General features: G+C 39.5%; 22 protein-coding genes. 8 read left to right on the forward strand and 14 right to left on the reverse strand.

Annotated features, from left to right (window positions below):
- Nucleotides 1–19 precede the first annotated feature (19 nt).
- The 3 genes from RIC88_RS16345 to RIC88_RS16355 form a co-directional block, all read right to left on the reverse strand.
- The gene (locus tag RIC88_RS16345) at nt 20–1,783 is read right to left on the reverse strand and encodes a hypothetical protein (protein ID WP_350218642.1); all 1,764 of its coding nucleotides are present in this window, start codon (nt 1,781–1,783) and stop codon (nt 20–22) included.
- An 11-nt stretch (nt 1,784–1,794) separates the two neighbouring features.
- Nucleotides 1,795–3,120 (reverse strand): lamin tail domain-containing protein, encoded by a 1,326-nt coding sequence (locus RIC88_RS16350; RefSeq protein ID WP_350218643.1) that lies wholly within the window; start codon nt 3,118–3,120, stop codon nt 1,795–1,797.
- A gap of 117 nt (nt 3,121–3,237) precedes the next feature.
- Complete coding sequence (locus RIC88_RS16355) at nt 3,238–3,432, reverse strand: hypothetical protein (RefSeq protein ID WP_350218644.1); 195 nt, start codon at nt 3,430–3,432, stop codon at nt 3,238–3,240.
- Nucleotides 3,433–3,929: 497 nt separating this feature from the next.
- On the opposite strand from RIC88_RS16355, the gene RIC88_RS16360 reads away from it, so the two are divergent.
- Nucleotides 3,930–4,583 (forward strand): hypothetical protein, encoded by a 654-nt coding sequence (locus tag RIC88_RS16360; RefSeq protein ID WP_350218645.1) that lies wholly within the window; start codon nt 3,930–3,932, stop codon nt 4,581–4,583.
- A gap of 56 nt (nt 4,584–4,639) precedes the next feature.
- Here RIC88_RS16360 and RIC88_RS16365 read toward each other — a convergent pair whose 3' ends face one another.
- Nucleotides 4,640–5,329 carry a response regulator transcription factor gene (locus tag RIC88_RS16365; RefSeq protein ID WP_350218646.1) on the reverse strand — a complete coding sequence of 230 codons (690 nt, stop codon included), beginning with the start codon at nt 5,327–5,329 and terminating at the stop codon, nt 4,640–4,642.
- Nucleotides 5,326–6,648 (reverse strand): sensor histidine kinase, encoded by a 1,323-nt coding sequence (locus RIC88_RS16370; protein ID WP_350218647.1) that lies wholly within the window; start codon nt 6,646–6,648, stop codon nt 5,326–5,328. The genes RIC88_RS16365 and RIC88_RS16370 overlap by 4 nt, the downstream gene beginning before the upstream one ends.
- 157 nt (nt 6,649–6,805) lie before the next feature.
- Here RIC88_RS16370 and RIC88_RS16375 point away from each other — a divergent pair, with 157 nt between their 5' ends.
- From RIC88_RS16375 to RIC88_RS16385, 3 genes are read left to right on the forward strand one after another with little or no spacing between them, the layout of a single operon-like run.
- Nucleotides 6,806–7,219 (forward strand): hypothetical protein, encoded by a 414-nt coding sequence (locus RIC88_RS16375; RefSeq protein ID WP_350218648.1) that lies wholly within the window; start codon nt 6,806–6,808, stop codon nt 7,217–7,219.
- 19 nt (nt 7,220–7,238) lie between these two features.
- Nucleotides 7,239–8,033 (forward strand): TlpA family protein disulfide reductase, encoded by a 795-nt coding sequence (locus RIC88_RS16380; RefSeq protein WP_350218649.1) that lies wholly within the window; start codon nt 7,239–7,241, stop codon nt 8,031–8,033.
- Nucleotides 8,030–10,357, forward strand: a complete 2,328-nt coding sequence (locus RIC88_RS16385; RefSeq protein ID WP_350218650.1) for a TonB-dependent receptor — start codon at nt 8,030–8,032, stop codon at nt 10,355–10,357. Before RIC88_RS16380 ends, RIC88_RS16385 begins: the two co-directional genes overlap by 4 nt.
- On the opposite strand, the gene RIC88_RS16390 is transcribed toward RIC88_RS16385, so the two are convergent.
- On the reverse strand, nt 10,349–10,540 hold the full coding sequence (locus RIC88_RS16390; protein ID WP_350218651.1) for a hypothetical protein: 192 nt from the start codon (nt 10,538–10,540) through the stop codon (nt 10,349–10,351). The genes RIC88_RS16385 and RIC88_RS16390 overlap by 9 nt on opposite strands.
- 31 nt (nt 10,541–10,571) lie before the next feature.
- On the opposite strand from RIC88_RS16390, the gene RIC88_RS16395 reads away from it, so the two are divergent.
- Entirely contained in the window at nt 10,572–10,787 is a 216-nt protein-coding gene (locus RIC88_RS16395) for a hypothetical protein (RefSeq protein WP_350218652.1), read from the forward strand.
- Between the two features lie 36 nt (nt 10,788–10,823).
- Here the strand turns inward: RIC88_RS16395 and RIC88_RS16400 are convergent, their stop codons facing one another.
- From RIC88_RS16400 to RIC88_RS16435, 8 genes are all read right to left on the reverse strand, one after another.
- Nucleotides 10,824–11,078, reverse strand: coding sequence for a hypothetical protein (locus RIC88_RS16400; RefSeq protein WP_350218653.1), 255 nt, complete (start codon nt 11,076–11,078; stop codon nt 10,824–10,826).
- Entirely contained in the window at nt 11,059–11,322 is a 264-nt protein-coding gene (locus tag RIC88_RS16405) for a hypothetical protein (protein WP_350218654.1), read from the reverse strand. Before RIC88_RS16405 ends, RIC88_RS16400 begins: the two co-directional genes overlap by 20 nt.
- Nucleotides 11,303–11,722 carry a DUF5675 family protein gene (locus RIC88_RS16410; RefSeq protein WP_350218655.1) on the reverse strand — a complete coding sequence of 140 codons (420 nt, stop codon included), beginning with the start codon at nt 11,720–11,722 and terminating at the stop codon, nt 11,303–11,305. Before RIC88_RS16410 ends, RIC88_RS16405 begins: the two co-directional genes overlap by 20 nt.
- Before the next feature lies 1 nt (nt 11,723).
- A complete protein-coding gene (locus tag RIC88_RS16415) occupies nt 11,724–12,491 on the reverse strand; it encodes a hypothetical protein (RefSeq protein WP_350218656.1) in 768 nt (255 codons plus the stop codon).
- 419 nt (nt 12,492–12,910) lie between these two features.
- The gene (locus tag RIC88_RS16420) at nt 12,911–14,173 is read right to left on the reverse strand and encodes a VapE domain-containing protein (RefSeq protein WP_350218657.1); all 1,263 of its coding nucleotides are present in this window, start codon (nt 14,171–14,173) and stop codon (nt 12,911–12,913) included.
- Nucleotides 14,160–14,675, reverse strand: a complete 516-nt coding sequence (locus tag RIC88_RS16425; protein ID WP_350218658.1) for a hypothetical protein — start codon at nt 14,673–14,675, stop codon at nt 14,160–14,162. The genes RIC88_RS16420 and RIC88_RS16425 overlap by 14 nt, the downstream gene beginning before the upstream one ends.
- Before the next feature lies 1 nt (nt 14,676).
- Entirely contained in the window at nt 14,677–14,844 is a 168-nt protein-coding gene (locus RIC88_RS16430; RefSeq protein WP_350204973.1) for a hypothetical protein, read from the reverse strand.
- 285 nt (nt 14,845–15,129) lie between these two features.
- Nucleotides 15,130–15,429, reverse strand: coding sequence for a helix-turn-helix domain-containing protein (locus RIC88_RS16435; RefSeq protein ID WP_350218659.1), 300 nt, complete (start codon nt 15,427–15,429; stop codon nt 15,130–15,132).
- Between the two features lie 135 nt (nt 15,430–15,564).
- On the opposite strand from RIC88_RS16435, the gene RIC88_RS16440 reads away from it, so the two are divergent.
- The 3 genes from RIC88_RS16440 to RIC88_RS16450 all read left to right on the forward strand — a co-directional run bounded on the left by RIC88_RS16440 (nt 15,565) and on the right by RIC88_RS16450 (nt 16,859).
- Entirely contained in the window at nt 15,565–15,972 is a 408-nt protein-coding gene (locus tag RIC88_RS16440) for a hypothetical protein (RefSeq protein ID WP_350218660.1), read from the forward strand.
- A 244-nt stretch (nt 15,973–16,216) separates the two neighbouring features.
- A complete protein-coding gene (locus tag RIC88_RS16445; RefSeq protein ID WP_350218661.1) occupies nt 16,217–16,525 on the forward strand; it encodes a type II toxin-antitoxin system RelE/ParE family toxin in 309 nt (102 codons plus the stop codon).
- On the forward strand, nt 16,518–16,859 hold the full coding sequence (locus RIC88_RS16450) for a HigA family addiction module antitoxin (protein WP_350218662.1): 342 nt from the start codon (nt 16,518–16,520) through the stop codon (nt 16,857–16,859). The genes RIC88_RS16445 and RIC88_RS16450 overlap by 8 nt, the downstream gene beginning before the upstream one ends.
- Nucleotides 16,860–17,179: the final 320 nt, after the last annotated feature.

Here is a 17,179-nt window from a genome sequence, read left to right on the forward strand (position 1 = left end):
TTCTTGATACTAAATTATACTACCTTATTTCCTCTGTTGAATCCTTCATCACTTGGATATACCATAGCCTATCATCCATTCTAACTTCATTGAGTTTGGCTAGCTCGTCCAATTCACTCCAGGTGGAGGTACCACTTAATGATATTTCACCTATACCCTGCTTCGTATCAATTAAAGCTGTAATAAGATTGCCCAGCGTAGTAGAAGATACAGGGTTATTATACATATCGTATAGTGCAATTCGAGATGCAAGTGGAGCTAAAGGCTTTGAGAAGTAAGAATAGGGATTATCACGAAACATAGCCTTAGTCCCTGGTTTAGAGGAAAAGATCACCGCATTCTGCTCCTTTCGATAAGGAAACCTTTCTCCAATCTTCCACACCGCCTCAGCCAGCTGTTGGGTTTCATTTGTGATATAAAACTCATTACCTGTATACAATAACTGAGACCCATCTTGCCCTGCCATCTGCATACTCACTCGTGACAGTGCCTCCTGCATCTCATCATTCGGATAACATGCATCCAACATTAATGTGAAAGGTACACCGGTCATTTCAAAACTATTATATAGCGTCTCTGCAAGCAAGTTACCATCCCCTGCAGATGATTGATCAGGGCTTAAAGCAAGAGCAGCCTTTTCGGCAAAATCCTTGTCAATATTTCCATTCAACAACACCATTTCTCCATTAGGTAGAGACAGAGCATGTCCTGCATAATAGACTATTAAATGATCTACAGGATTTTCAAGTAATTGCAAACTTAAATCGATGGTCCAGTTCATAATACTATCGTCACTGATTGGCTGAGTTTCCGTACTTACCAAAGACTTATTAAAGACTGGGTCATACTTAGACAATATTGCATTTACAGTTTGAGCACTTTCTACCGCTTCAGGTACATTGATTGTGGCTAGCTTACTATAATGCCCGGATCCAATCGTAACCAACCCCCATCGTATATCGCTACCCGCATTAGGTAAATTAGGAATGAACCGCTCAGGTCCACCTTGATTCAGCTCAGCAATTTCCTGTTTAGTTAAAGGAGTGAGTTGAACATCTGCCCCATCTGGCCCAAGATGGTTGATAATAAAATCAACAGCCACACCTTCAAAGGCTATGATAATTCGTTCGTTAAGATTAACTCTTATTCCTTTACTCTCACTAATACCACCATCAAGAGTGATTTTCTTATTCCTTTTACTTACTTCTTTAGCCTCTTTACTAATCTCTTTTAGAATTTCAGCTCCCTTTTCATCCTTAGCAGAAATGTTATAAGACACAATCCCTTCGTATGCTTTATTTAAGATGATAGGTTTATTTCCTTTGTCTGCAGCATTTCTTACGGTTTCATTTTCCTCTACGTATGCTTTCAAATTAGACAGATCAATCTCAAGTATCCTACCCTTCTTTATCTCAATTTCCAGTCCAAAATGCTGTTTGTTCTTAAACATAGCATCTAAAAAACCAGCAGAAACCTGACTTTCAAAATCTGAAAAATTATCAAGTGTAGCAGAAATATCGAAAGGCTTTCCTCTCTTAATATTTGCATCTGCACTATCATTCGTATGGAGTACGGTCAAAGTTCTCCCTAAGGGAATCAAGACTGTTCCGGGATACCTCGAAGGGGATGGAGGCATGTTTAAGACAAGATCCTTTTCATGAGTATTGAATATATCGGCCAGGGCACTCCTTAAATCCTTTTTCCCTATAAGAGGCGATACAAAAACCCAGGCAATAGCAATTACTAAAAGAATGATTACGGTGATTATAGCTTTCTTTTTCATAGTATCATTATTCAAAAACGAATAGCAACTCCACTACTCACTTGACTATCTCTGTAGCTCGCAAAATCAATCAAGTCCCCGTTATCATCAAGCAGTTCAATCTCATCACCAGTGTTATTTAGAGGCATTTTGTCTCCTGTAAGCATAATCTTCTTCTCTGAGTTTGCATCTATTGTCCCGTCTAAAGGGTGAGTATTTCCAGCCTTATCACGAAAACTCCAACCCGTTAGATCAACAGGTGCACTAGAAGAGTTTTTGAGAATAATATATTCGTTACCAGTATCATCTCCTTCTGGATTAGGCAATGCTTCAACAATAGTTACCCCATCAGATGATGTGTTATCTACTTCACCACCCAGCATAAATTCAGCATATACGGGCAAGTGATCAGAGGCTCGTGTAGAATTGTTACCATTAACACTTGATGCATCATCAAACACCGTAAATGAACCAGCCATGTATTTATCCTTCATATGCATGGGGATAAGGATTTGATCAAACATGCAATCACCAATATTATCGTTAGTCAACCTGCTATCATAATTCAATTGCCTGATACCTGGCCGGGTAGTATTTATTCTATTCCTGTCATTTGGCAATCTATCAGAGTTATTCCGACCAAACGTTACATGATCTAAAGCATAAAGGGGCTCAGAGAGGTTGAGCATGAAAGGCCCCTGATCATTTTCCATCACAGTAGGCATATTTGGATCACCTGACTCCAAAATATTCATAATTGCGTCATCAGGGCTGTCATTAAAGTCGCCTAAAAGAATAAAGTCTTTATCATCAAAATCTCTTTCAAATACTTTTATCATTTCTTTAGCAGCGCCAGCCCTTCTGTAGTCGGTATTTCGCCTGCCTCCTACTCTGGCCTTTGTGTGAGCAACCATGAGATAAAAACTTTCAGATGAGTTAGGTATTCCTATTTCAATACATAGTAAATCTCTTTTTCCTGGGAAATAGGTACTGCTTCCATCAGAGAACAGGAAATGCTCTTCATCAGCATCATAAGTTGAGCTATTAAATCCCTTGATGGTAAAATCCTTCTTGGCCACTATGGCCAGATCTTGTCTGTCCCCACTATCATCATCAATGATAATATGCCATTCATTTGGAGGAAAAAACAGTTCGAGTGCATCCCTGTCTTCTATTTCTTGAAGACCAATAACATCTGCATCCAGAGCATCTAATACAGCTTCAAGGTTAGCTTTTCGATCGTCACTTACTTCATCATTAAGGAACTTAATGTTATAAGAAGCAACTCTTACAATTTCTTGGGCTCCTGCTATATGAGTTACAGCCCATAAGATAGCGTAGATAGTAAGTTTGCGCATAATAGGGTTAGTTAAGGAGTGAAACAGCTTGGTTATACTGTTAATTTAATAAAAACTCTAAGAAAATTACCTATAACGCAGGTAAAGTGGTGTTCGTCATCAGTTGCCCTGCATAGGTCACGCCAGGCTCTCAGCATCCGCCATGACGGAAGCTTCAAGCTTTTTCAAAGTGACTAAGTCACCTGTCATGCCCTCTGCTTTGGCTGCCTTCTTCCTCACGGTAGCTATCCCTGTCCTGGCATAAGGCCTCTTGGCCAATGCATCGCAGTAGCCATTTCCGGTAACCTCCACTCCCACCAACACAAACCGCAAATCAACTACTGCTTAACCCAACACCCGGCCACATGCCAGTCCAGTCGCTACCTGTGTTTATGCTCGCCTGCGGGCTCAGTCAGACTGGATCAGCTCCACAACCTAGCACACAACCAAAGCTGATCCACACTCCCAGTCACCGCCTACTGGCGGTTTCTCCTGGCAGGCTTCCTTCGCACTCGCGGACGGCTCGCTGCGCAGTGGCGGAGTAATTCCCAATTTGAAGGGGGGTGCACTGATTTTATGTGCGGTGGCAGGGGGATGTTTTTGCATTGTTATACCGCCACTCTTCCAACGCTAGCTCAAGGCTGTTTTACCTACCTTCTGAAGCTATTCCTCCTAATTTGCTAACTTTAGTTAGATTTCGAAAAGTGAAACATCTAATTCTAATAGCGTTATTTTTTATTCCAATAATCACCCCTAGTTGCTTTCTACTAGGACAATCGATTAGCAAGGAAATTCCGGGCATCTCAATAGAGTGTTCTGATACCACCATTATGAATTCAACTACTGCCTTTAATGAATTGCAGAATTTAATCGAAAAGTGTTCCTCTGATTCACCGACATTTTCATTATTGATGGATGAAATACGAAAAGAAAATCAAAATGGCGCCCCGGAAATAAGACTGATTGCTGAGACCAATTCACTTGGGCTTGGGCTTACGAAAGACAACAGCGATATGAGTATTATTTATATCGATGTGCTTGCAATGCGCGTTTATCCTAACCCTATTAAGTTGGGATTTAATGATTTTGAGAAGTTTGCCAATACCCCAGTCTGGGCTACAGTTGCCTGTGCTATATTTGGACACGAACTTAAAGAGGTCCTACTTGATCTAATGGCCAATAAGCGAGATTACGCAAAACATCATCCAATTGCAGTGACAATCGAAGATCAGATCATGTTCGATTATTATCAGCAAAAAAGGATTAGAGGTGAAGATTGTGGTCGTGACCATGGCAACCATTGGGATATTCTAATTGAAATCAAAGGTTCCGGTGTAGAAATTTACCATAAAGGGATTCCGTATGTTATTTACGATCAAACTGGCAAGCCATTAATGCAAAGTAACCGCTCCCGGTTATCTCACATTACCTACTCCAATGAAGATTATCCTGGTCGTCAAGCAGGTTCTCCAGACTGTAATTAGAAATCATCCTGAGGAGGTTTGTATCTCTACTCGAAATCATATGGTCAAGTCTGTTTCTACTTCTCCACTTTTAGAATAAATCCTCTACCGTGAATATTCTTAATTGAAATAGCTCGATCCTTACTTAAGTACTTCCTAAGTCTGGAAATAAACACATCCATACTTCTCCGATTAAAATAGTCATTTTTTCCCCACATTTCTTTGAGAGCATTATTTCTGTCTAATATTTTTCCTTGATGATCACACAATGCCTTAAGTATCTCAGTCTCCTTTTGTGTTAAAGCGATCTCATTTCCTTCAATAATCAATCTTTGATTTGAATAATCAAATAAATATTTACCAATATCATAAGTACGCCCTGTTGCAATGTCTGACCGATTAGATCTTTTTAAAATAGCTTGAATTCTAGCTGCCAGTTCCTCTTCATCTATTGGCTTAATTAGGTAGTCATCTGCTCCAATATTGAATCCTTTCAGTTTATCAACTTTCAATGCTTTTGCAGTAAGGAAAACAATTGGGACTGATTCATCAAGCTTTCTTATTTCCGATGCAAGTACGAACCCATCAACTTTAGGCATCATTACATCCAGAATGCAAATATCAAAAGTCGATCTATTAAACAATTCAAGACCTTCTTCGCCATCGCAAGCAAGCTGAACCTCATACCCATTCATTAAGAGATATTCCTTGATTAGATAACCTAGATTCTTATCATCTTCTGCTAACAAGACATTGACTGTGCTCATGCTTTAAATTCTAGAGTGAATTTGCTTCCTTCATTTGGCTTGCTTATCAATCCAATAGTTGCCTGATGAGCATCAATTACCGATTTCACATAACTCAAACCTAAACCAAATCCTTTAGCATCATTGACATCTTCGGTTTTTGCACGATAAAACTTATCAAAGACAAATTTTTGCACCTGTTCACTCATACCAATTCCATTATCTTCTATTTCCAGCATCAACCCCTCATCACTGTCCTCCGTGGAAATAGTAATTTGAGGTTTTTGAGGACTGTACTTCTGAGCGTTATCCAGGAGATTGTATATGATATTTTTAAGATGTATCTCATCTGCAAAGAGCTCTGTTTTTTTTGCATTTAATTTCAATATTATCTCTCCGGAACGTTCTCTGATCATGATTTTGAAATTTTCAGCAACCTTGTTTATCAGGCTGTGAATATCGATGGCTTTCTTTTCCAACTTAAAATTATTTGAATCCACCAATGCCATTTGCAGCACTTTATCCACTTGATTTTTTAAGCGCTCATTTTCAGTACCAATGATTGCTGTATAATTTTTTAGTTTTTTAAATGGAGATAATTCAGGAGCTTTTTTAAGCATATTGGTAGCCAGATCAATTGAAAAGATAGGCGTCTTAAATTCATGTGTGAGATTGTTGATAAAATCATTTTTCATCTCTGAAAGCTTCTTTTGCCTTCTGATAGTGATTATGGTGTAAGAGAAACATCCTGTCAACAACATGATGAAAACAAAAGCTGCCAACAAGGTACCTTTCATCTGAGAAATGAGATAAAGTTCATTGGAAGGAAAAAATAAACCCAAATGAAAATGGAAAGGCTTGTCATTATGATAGCAATTGCCGAGTTGGCATGAAAGAGTGGCCCAGCCAAAATTAAGGTTTTGATCTGCAGGACATTCCTTAAAATCCAACTCACTTGGTACAACATTATCTCCTGCCACTTTTAAATATGCGCTTGTTTCATTGTCATTTTCATGAACATAAACACCATATTCAAAGGGTGCTTCAAGTCCACTACCATTGTACATAACCGAATCAATGAAAAGTCTAAAATGATGGTCTGTTGATTGCGACAACTCGCTATTCTCACTTAAATCACGAGAAATTAGTTGATGAATGTCATGATGCTTCTTTAGTGCCTCACTCACAAGACCTGATGCCAGATCAATCTTTTGCTCAAAGACCTTTCGATTGGTTTCAACAGAATCTTGCAGCCAATTATATTGAACCCACCCCAATCCTAACAGGGAAGCGATGGCAATAACGATAACCAAAGATGTACTTACTCTCCCCAAAACCATAATCAATAATACGAATATTTAATAATTAAGAGGCTCATTTCCAGAACATTGACATTTCATTAACACTTTTAACTTTTCATTCACTAGCCTTAACATTTTATAGGCCTATCCCCTACTGAAAGCTCCGTTGATTTAACATCAACAAAAACAATAAGTCATGAAAAAAGTATTAACAACCCTTGCAATAGCATTGTCAGTATCGACAGTGGTATTTGGTCAATCGTGTCCTGTACCGAAAGCACTTAATCAGGAAGAGACTCTTGGAGTATGGAAAGGTGCTTACAGCCTAAATGGTGAATTTGTCAATTTTACACTTAGGGTCAGCGAACTAAATGGAGTCCTCAGAGCTTCGGTAGATGTACCTAAGCTCCTCATCAGTAAAGCATCATATGATATCAAAATATGCGATAGTGAGGAGCTCCATATCAAAAACACATCAGTTTCTACATCAATTGAGTTCATCGGTCGCCCGAATGAGAAAGGCACAATGAGTGGTCGGGTAATCATTAAACAAAATGGAGAAGTGGCTTCTCGGGAAGTATTTACAGTTAAGAGAACTGCAAAAAGTTAAGCATCAAAATAATAGAGCAATGAAGAAGCTATTTTTCAATTTATTTATACTCACTTCTGCATTTGTAAATGCGCAATCATTTGAAGGTGAGTGGAAAGGTTCCTATGTCCTGAATGCCAACGTTGTGAAATTCACAATTTTCGTGCTTGAAAATAATGGTGTTTCAGAAGTAAAACTTGATGTTCCTGATAGTAAAGTCTTTAATCTGGAATATCAAATTACAAGAAATGGAGACTCGATCACATTTTCCAGGATCAATAGTCAAGGATACCTGGCTGAGTTTAAAGGACTTAAAAATGGAGAGGTTATCACCGGATCAATCACCATTCACAGTGAATATCTCAAGGATAATCCGGGGCTCTTTCAATTAATGAAGAGCAATGCCAAAATCATTCGAGGACGCAAAATGCCAAACTTCAATCTTGAGACAATGAATGGTGTTCAAATCTCTAATGAGGACTTTAAAAATCAATATTATATGCTGGATTTTTGGGCTACTTGGTGCGCTCCGTGTGTTGCTAAAAGACCAAAACTTGAAGCCCTCAAAGAAAAATTTGACGATCGAATACAAATTGTGAGTATATCGCTGGATAAGGACGTTCAAACGGTGGAGGATTTCCGATCCAAAAAGTACCCAATGTCATGGTATCATGTTGTGAAGTCCAAAAAATTCAAAGATCCGTTTATCAAAGAGTACTTACCTAGTGGTCTTCCTTATGGGTACTTGGTCAATAACTACGGAGAAGTTGTTGCTTTTGGAGCTGAACTAAATGCAGACAACATTGATAACACCATAAATAGAGTACTCAAATGAAGTGGTTTTTTATCATTCTCATTAGCACCTCCAGTTTTATACTGGCGGGTGCTTCTGCCCTTGCTCAAAAAATAGAAGGGACAGTCGTTGATAGTGCCACTAGGGAGGCTCTTCCATTCACAACATTTATAACTAAAGATGTTGATGAAAAAATACTGGGAGGAACAATAGCGGATGCCGATGGAAAGTTTGAACTGGACATAACAACTCAAACTAATAAAGTCGAGGTAACTCATTTAGGATATCATCCTTTCATAATAAAACCACCATTTTATTCGAATAACACCTTAAATGTTGAGTTGAATCTCAACGAAGAATTACTCTCTGAAGTGGTGGTACAAGGAGAACGGACAAGTCGCGAATTTTTGATTGATAGAAAGATTATCAATTTTGGTATCGACCTTCAAGCCTCTGGAGGTACAGTACTTGAAGCGTTCGAGCAGCTTCCTGAAGTTGAAACCGACCCTATTTCTAATGATGTTAAACTTAGAGGAAGTGCCAATGTAAGAATCCTGATAGATGGTAAGCCATCACCGTTAAACAACGCTGATCTTCTGGCGCAAATAAATGCATCGCACGTAGAACGTGTGGAGATTATTACGGCACCATCTGCAAAATTTCAAGCTGACGGGCAATCCGGAATCATAAACATTGTCCTCAAAGACAAAGTGATTAAAGGGCTGGCTGGGTCAATAGACCTTGATGGAAGAACCAATCCCCGCTATGGCTCAGGTATCAACTTAACATTTGGATTGGGGGAACTCAATATTCAGGGAGGTGCATCTTACAGAAATAGCTTTTCCGTCAATAAACGTACCGTTTACAGGGAGTTTCAAATGAATGGTAATTCACAAAATGTATCTGCCATAAGTGAATTCAGTGGAGATGTTTCGAATATAAATATTAAAGCGGATTGGTTTCTTAATACCACTAACGACCTTTCGCTCTCATACAGGTGGACCAACAATGAACATTTCATCACACCGGTAACACATATCTATAATGAAAATAGCGGTATAGTTGTAAACCGACTTCATAACTACCACCAACATCTTAGTAGGTCTTACAATGTCAACTATCGAAAGCGTTTTGATTCCAAAAAACAAAGATTTGTTGATTTTGATATTACCCTGAATCAAAATCAAAACACATTGCCAAGCAAAGCTGAAGTAGATGATACTGTTGTCCTTGACAATGAGCTATTCTATGATAACTATATTCTTAATACAGCACTTGATTTCACATGGGATATTGATCATAAATTAAGCGTTGAAGCAGGGAGTCTATATACCAGGAAATTCATTGATAATAATCAATTAAGAAGGTCTTTAGAAGGTTCCAGGGAGCTTGCCTACACATACAATGAGCACAATTATGCTTCCTACATTCTATTAAAGAAAGGCTGGGAGAAAATAGGTCTTCAATTAGGAATTAGAAGCGAATACTTCCAGTCTGATGGCTTAATTAATAATGAAGTCAATGCAATTGATAGAGAGTTTTTTAACCTGTTTCCTTCAGCCCATTTTAGCTATAAGCGCTCGGAAAGCCTAAGTTATTCACTGTCTTACAATAGACGTATAGGCAGACCAAGTTTCTACGAATTAAATCCTTTAACAACAATTAATAATCCCTTATATAGAAGAGAGGGAAACCCTAACCTAACACCAGAATTCACTAATAACATAGAGCTGGGAGTCAACTGGAATAAGTCAAAGTTCTCATTGAATAGCAGTTTGTATTATAGAAGAACCAAAGATATTATTAATAGACTTTTCGATGTAGATGAGAATGGCAATACCATAATGATATTTTCAAACGGGGGCCAAATTCAAACCATTGGATTGGAAAACACGATCTCGAATTCTCTAAATGACAAATTGGATCATTCCATCACAATAACTGGATACTATCAATATGCTGAACCCGAATTGAAGGACTTCTATTATAGAAATCAATATAACTACAGCTTAAGATCAAAGATCAGTTACAAAGCTTCAAACAAGTTCTCAGGAGACATTCAATGGAATTATTTCGGGAATCGAAGAAGCTTGAATATCAAAAGTGATGACAGAGGATATTTGAATCTCGCGGCTCGATACAAAACACTCCATAATAAAGGAACTGTAACACTTAGGTTTACAGATATCTTTAGAACAAATATTTATGAAAGCACTCGGAGAAGCAATAACATTTATGAAGAGATAATGTGGAGAGGTCAAACACGTGTCTTGGTTTTAGCTTTCAATTATCGGTTTTCCAAAGGTGATATCACCTTAAGAAAAAATCCTTCTAAAAGCTATAGTGAAACAGGTGCTTTAGAGTAAAAAATCCACCAAAAGTAAGTGGCTCCCCACGCCTGCCCTGAGTCCATCGAAGGGGCCATACGCACCAATTAAAATGGCAATGCCGGCACAACCCAGCGCTTGATCAAAGCCTTGCATTTTACCCTCGCCACTTTTGAATAAAGCTTTCTTTTTTTCTCTTTTTTCTTTTGGAAAGCTACTCATGTTTTTTTCTCACACTTAAACCGAGTAGCAAATGGAAGCATTTTTTAATCACCTAAATCCGGCAATTATCAGAAGAGTCATGCGTAAAATGAACCAGAGTGAATTCGAAGATTGCATGAAGTTCACAGTAGATCAGGCATTGAAATTGGAACCGGGAACCAAACGAGATATGTATGTAAGCATGTTTGGCTGGTGCCAGGAATATCACAAGAAAGCTTTTGCAAAAAAAGAGCCCTCACTTTTCTGAGGGCTCATAAATTAGGTTTGCCATCGTGGATCTACCTCACTTCTTCTTAACTACCTGGTTAAGATTTAGTTCCTTCTCATCTACTGTAGCTTGACTAACTGAAGATAGAACTCCACCCGCTACTGTGAGATAGCCGGCCACTTTCACAACAATTGCCGGAACTGCAACAGGTGAAGCCAAAAGTGTTCCCCCAACTGCTGCTAGGATCAACCCGACATTTCGGGCTATCCTGAAAAACTTAGGAGTAGGTGCTTTCGCACGCTCCACGATATTAAGATTGTTTCTTCTCATAAAATTTAAAGGTTTCATGTTCTAATCGATCGACTCTCCTATCCAGAAAGTCAATCCGCTGATGTACGAGATCATTCATGCCCTTAAATTCAGTCTTGATGATCTCGGTTGTATTCCTCACCTCGGTAACATCCTCTTTCACTTTCTTAAAGTCAGTGATCAATTGCTTAAGGAAATAAGCAACGATACCAACTAATATGGAGAGTACGCCACTGACGATTAATTCAAACTTGATGGTTTGCATGCTCGATACTTTTAATGGTTAAATAGACCCCCTCTCCTTTCTCCATCGCTGTGTGTAGCACAAACTTGAAGTTCTCGTTTGCCCTTCTTGACTCCAAACCTTTACCAGGACCAGTCAATCTGCTTACGGGTGCAATACAGCCTTTCAATTCTTTCAAGGCATTGTTTGCAGGATGAAATAAAATGAAGGATCTATTCGGTACTTGGGCAAGCATGTAGTGCAAGCCTCTTTCTTCTGTATGTCTGGTTTGGATAAGGTATCTCCCTTCAGGAATACATGAGACGTTTCGCTCATTGTCTTTCCATGGTAATTCAATAGTATGACACACCAGGTGGTCACCATTCCATAAGTTCCCATTAGTTCCTTCCGGAAAATACCTTCTCACTAATGATAGCTCCATCCTACTCAACCCCTCCGGATCGGTCGGTGATTATCAAAGCCAATGGGTTATATGAACCATTTTTCAATGGATACATCTCACCATTCACCTCCTGAACGAACTCCAAACCCAGCACCAGGAACAAATCCTGATCAGTGGCGGCCGTTACGGCATTCACCAGATCGATCTGCGGCTGTAGCTCGTTATCCAATGGAATATCATTGGTCTTGGTTGCATTGATGTTGAATGTCTCGGAATCAAAATCAATCTCGGCTCCTGCAGAAACGATCTTGAAGTGAGTTGCCCCCTGTGGCCCAACAATACTGTTGGCAGGAATAAACTCCGGGATAGAAACACTCAATTCACCAGCAGCACGATCAACATTAGCTTGATACTGCGCAAACAGCGTAGCACTCAACTTGCCATCTTTGTTGAAGTCAAATCCCTCAAGTAACCCAATGTTACCTTCACTCACTCTTCTCTGTCCTCGATCATTCGTAGGATCTGATTGCACCACCTTGAGCATCTGAGAAGTCAACCTGCTAGTCACCTTCTTATCAGCCGCATTCTGAAGCAACAACCTGAAGGCCGTTCTCAGCACTCTACCGGCTCTGCCAGCAGCACCAAATTCACTTCCGTTCTCACGGGTTCTCTGAAAAGCGGGATCATTCTTGATCCTCTCTTTGTCGATACCTCCTTTCTCCCTTGCCAGGAAGCCATCAGAGGTTTTGTAGAAGGAAACATCCCCGATGGTCCCTTCCAATTTTACGATTCCCTTTTGTCTTGCCATATTTCAATAGTTTTTGTTTCATACCAATATGAAATGATGGACTGACCAACCTTCCCACTATGAATAGATCAGGGAACACTAAGGCGCAATAAGTATCAATAAAGGTGAGTAAGTTCAAAAGCAGAGAATGCCAAAGGCATATGTAAAGCATACATAAAGTATTATTGAAGTATTCACAGGAACTACCAACTACACCGAATACAACAACTACAACCTGACTACACAAGAAATTGAACTATCCCTTTGATATTCAATCTCTTATTTGATTGTAGTCATGTAGTTACTTAAAAATAAAATTAAAGACAGTAATTAGATCTTAATCCTAACTCACTGGATAGCAACAAAATAGAAATACCCCACCAAATTGGTGAGGTATTTATTACTTGTAAAATGTAGTTGCTACAACTAAATACAGGCCGCTAGAATGGAGGCTTCTCCAGTGAGTCTCGTATCTCATTCTGCAGCTTCTGTTCATCCATATCAGATCGCCTGATTACCGGATACACATTCCTGGGCTGCCCATTGATTCGCTTTGATATCTTCTTACCGAATCCCATCCGCTCCATGGCCATAGCCAGCTTCTTGATGGAGAGCTTCATCCCGGAGAAAGCATTCAATTGCGTTAGGATCTCTGAAGGCATCATATAATTAGCCCGTTGATCGGTCGGCTCGCAAGGCTCAAATAATCGCACCAGCCACTCCTCCTCAGGAGTCGTTTGTCTGTACAAGTTGTTCACTTTATTGAGTACATCCATTTCCTCCCGATTAAACCAATAAGGGTACTTCTGATTGAGGAGATGTAGTGCCTGGCTCCAGACCTTATTTACATCCACTTTGGCATCCAGTACAATATCCTTTACCTGAAACACCAGATAACGCCTATTTTCTGTATCCGTCAAAAATTGAGTGTTGTTTACACTACCCATGAAGCTACAAACCCTCGGGCGCTTTCTTGAGAACCTGTGCCAGGTCTTACGGTTAGTGACATTTCCGGCAGTAATAATTGCCTTCATTGCATTGAAGTCCTTACCGAAAATGGTCTCCAGCTGGTCATCAATATTCACAAACCATTTCTCCGCCAGATAATTGGCCGTGGTTGTATCGGTTAGCGCAGGATTGATGTGAGAACAAACCAGAAACTCTTCCATACCTTTCGGACAGAGTTTATTGAGCCAGGTGGTCTTTCCTATTCCCTGCCCACCGGCAAGGATCAAACAAAGATGATTGGTACCTCTGTTGATCGCAGTAGCCACACTTCCTACCAGCCATTTCTCTAAATAAGGTTTCCAGAGGTCATTGACTTTGATATCCTCCACCCCTTCATCACTGATGATCACAGAATCAGCCAGCTCTTGAATATGATCTTTGCCATCATGAGGAGGCAGATTCTTAAAGTATGCCTGGAGTGGATGATGAGATCCAACCAACTTCGAGTTGAGTATCTTAATAAGCATAGAGTCAGAAACCTTAAACCCATCAATCTGGAGATCTATCCAGAGCGAATTGATCATTGCCTCATCCAGCACTTTGAATTGATCATCATCCAATGCTCGATACTCGAGCTCCATCGTCAGCACGTTCCTTCGGAACTCATATTGTAAATCAAGGTAGTCTTTGACCTCCAAAATGTTGTGCTTCTTTGAAGGCTTATCGTTCTTTTGAATATCCTCATGCTCCAGCATACACAGGATTTGATTTTATCATTTGATGATGTTTCATTTCATTGTCTTTTGGTTCATACTTTCTAAAAATCTCCCACAAAGCAGACCTGTCATGTTCGGACATTCTCCAGATCATCCTCATAAGCTTGTAGGGAAGCTGTACTTGGTTCTGTCTGTAGTGTGCTACCGCCTCAGTAACCAGGTATCCCTTGCCTCTTATCATCCAGCTCCTAAAATCCATTATCCCGTGAATGATACAGAGTGCCTCAAATGCTTCTTTAATATCCAACAAATCACAGTACTCTTGTGAGCCCTTCAAGGAAGCCTCCACATTCAGCCATTCCATCTGGCTAATGGTTTCATTCACCTCATGTTGATAGTCAATAAGTGCTTTGATGATTTGATTCTGAGTAGATAGAAAACGATCACTCACTTTGTCGTTATCAGCCAGGTATTGAAGATTGGATTGCAGCTTCTTTACTGCCCGTTCAAACCGCTCGTTTGCATTCTCAAGCCTGTCCATCTTAATCCATGTTGGGAGGAGGCCCTAAGACCTCAAAGATGGTTTCCACTTGTTTCGGTGTGTAGAGCCTACCGATCCGCTCTCCTACCTGGTCTTCAAATGGTTTGATCCAGTTGCTCATCACCTTCTTACTTACATTGTAGGAGCTGGCCAATTGGTGTAGGGTCATTGGCCAAATCTTTTGATTGTGTTCGTTCATTTTATTTAGCTATTCTTTTGGTTTCGAATTGTGATCTTAAAGAGAAAAAAGAGGCTTTTCAACCCACTCAAGACAGGTGTTCGCCAAATGCAACTAAAGTCAATTGATCGATATTGAATTAAGGTGAATGGTAACACTACCTTAACATTGAACCGTCAAATGGTATCAATAGAACCTATACTAACAGGTTCATCAGTAAAAGCAATCAAACTTTACCTGACTCAGAGATTGAAAAGAAGTAAATAGCATCAGAATTTACCTGGCGCTTTCCTGAATCTCATCAATGGTTTTGTTCCTGCCTTTCTCCACCCAGGCTAGAAGCTCGGGCTTTTTGAAGTACAGTTTCTTACCACGTTTGTAAAAAGGGATTTGGTTCCGGCAAGTTCGGCCATAGAGTGTGGCTACAGACTCACCCAGGAAGCTAGCCGCTTCCTTCACATTCAATAGTTTCTCCTCCTCATTGTCAGGAGGCTCAACTTTCATTTGTTGGTGATCTGTTAGAAGATTTTCAATTCTTTCTAATCGTTCGCTAATTTCATTAAAAGGGTTTTCCATGTGCTAACTCATTTTGATTTCGTTAGCAATATTTCGAAGTGGATTAACATAGCTAACCGCTTTAGGCCATATTCATCTTATTATTTATTATTTTAGTTCAATAAGTCTCGATAAATAACATTAAGATTCATCACTATGGCCAAACGAACAGACAACTCTCCACATGACAATGCTGTTAGAGCTCTAAAGAAGATTTATGAAAAACATGGATACCATGTCTGGATAAATCCTGGTAGTGAGAAAAATAAATCATGGTCAGGTAAATGGATTGATGTCATTGTAGCTGATAGTGAAAAAGCGACTAAAGCAAAATTGTTTGAAATCGAGACCTCTGATTCAATTGACGATGACGAAGCAATGCAGTGGAAGGAGTATGATAAAGCGTACACTACTGTATGGCATTTAGCCATACCTGAAGGCTCAAAAGCAGATGTAGAGAAGCTGATCAAAAGTCACAAAATAGAACGCTGTAAAATAGTAACGTGGACCAAAAAAGCAGACGGAACTCATTCATTTAAGGGTCTACCAGGCACCAAAAAATAGGTCTTAAAATTACTTATTGTCCAACTTTACTTATTGTTCCAATTTTGGTCTAAAATCAGCTCAAATCAATCAAAAACAAAGAAAAATAGTTAAAAACAAGACCAAACTTGTACCCCATTTGTACGCCTTTACAGCTAACTCACTGACAAATAATAAAATGGGATTGCTGTATCGGGAAGTGATTGCTTCGCAGCATCATTAGTTTACTTTTTTAGTAAACTAATTTTCATATCTTAGCGTTGCAATGAAGGTAGCCTTTAAGACAAAAGAACTTGAGCGGTTATACAGCACTCCACTAAATGAAATAAGGGGAAAGCAAAAGTTCTCAAAGCAAGTAATTAAACAATACCAGGCAAAAGTTAGAATTCTCACAGTTATTGATAACCTGAAGGACTTGCACCCTATCAAATCCTTAAACTTCGAAGCTTTGTCTGGTGATAGGAAGGGGCAATATTCAATAAGGCTAAATAAGCAGTTTAGACTGATCATCATTGAGGTGAAGGATGAATTGATAGAAATTGAAATTATAGAAATATCGAAGCATTATGAGTAGCAAACGAAAATTAGCTAATGAAATGGTATCCGGATCGGCCATGCATCCCGGAGAACTTCTAAGGGATGAGCTGGAAGCAAGGGAAATGAAACAAGTGGAGCTCGCCAAGGAGTTGGGCATTGCCAAAAATGTAATGTCTGAGATCATTAGTGGCAAACGAAACATTACGCCCGAGCTGGCAGTGAGACTTGAAGATGCGCTTGGCATCAAAGCAGAATTCTGGATGAAGTATCAAGTTGCTTACGAGATAGATAAGATTCGAATCAAGAACAAAAAAGCGATTGCTAAAGCGAATATTTCTGAAAAATCAAAACGCAAATTGACTTCTGTTTAAAACAAAATAGTGATGCCTTCTCTGGTTCTGGCGTCATTCCGGCCTGCCTGCTGAAGGCAGGTTGGAGGTACGACAAATACCGGAATCTATATCATATAAAAGATTCCGGTATTTCTCCTGATAGTCGAAAACCGGAATGACGTTTTTGACAACTCACCCAATCGCCGGTACGGCGAAACCGCTAAAACCACGGGGTTGACTTGTGCGGTGGCCGGGATTTGGTTTTAGCTTGACCTTTTTGCTTCGTTTTTGGGTCAAACCAAAAATGAAGGGCCACCACGGCCTTTAGTTTAGTCTTCTATAATTATTTCAAGAGATGT

The organism is Ekhidna sp. (assembly GCF_040220215.1).
Taxonomy (GTDB): domain Bacteria; phylum Bacteroidota; class Bacteroidia; order Cytophagales; family Cyclobacteriaceae; genus Ekhidna.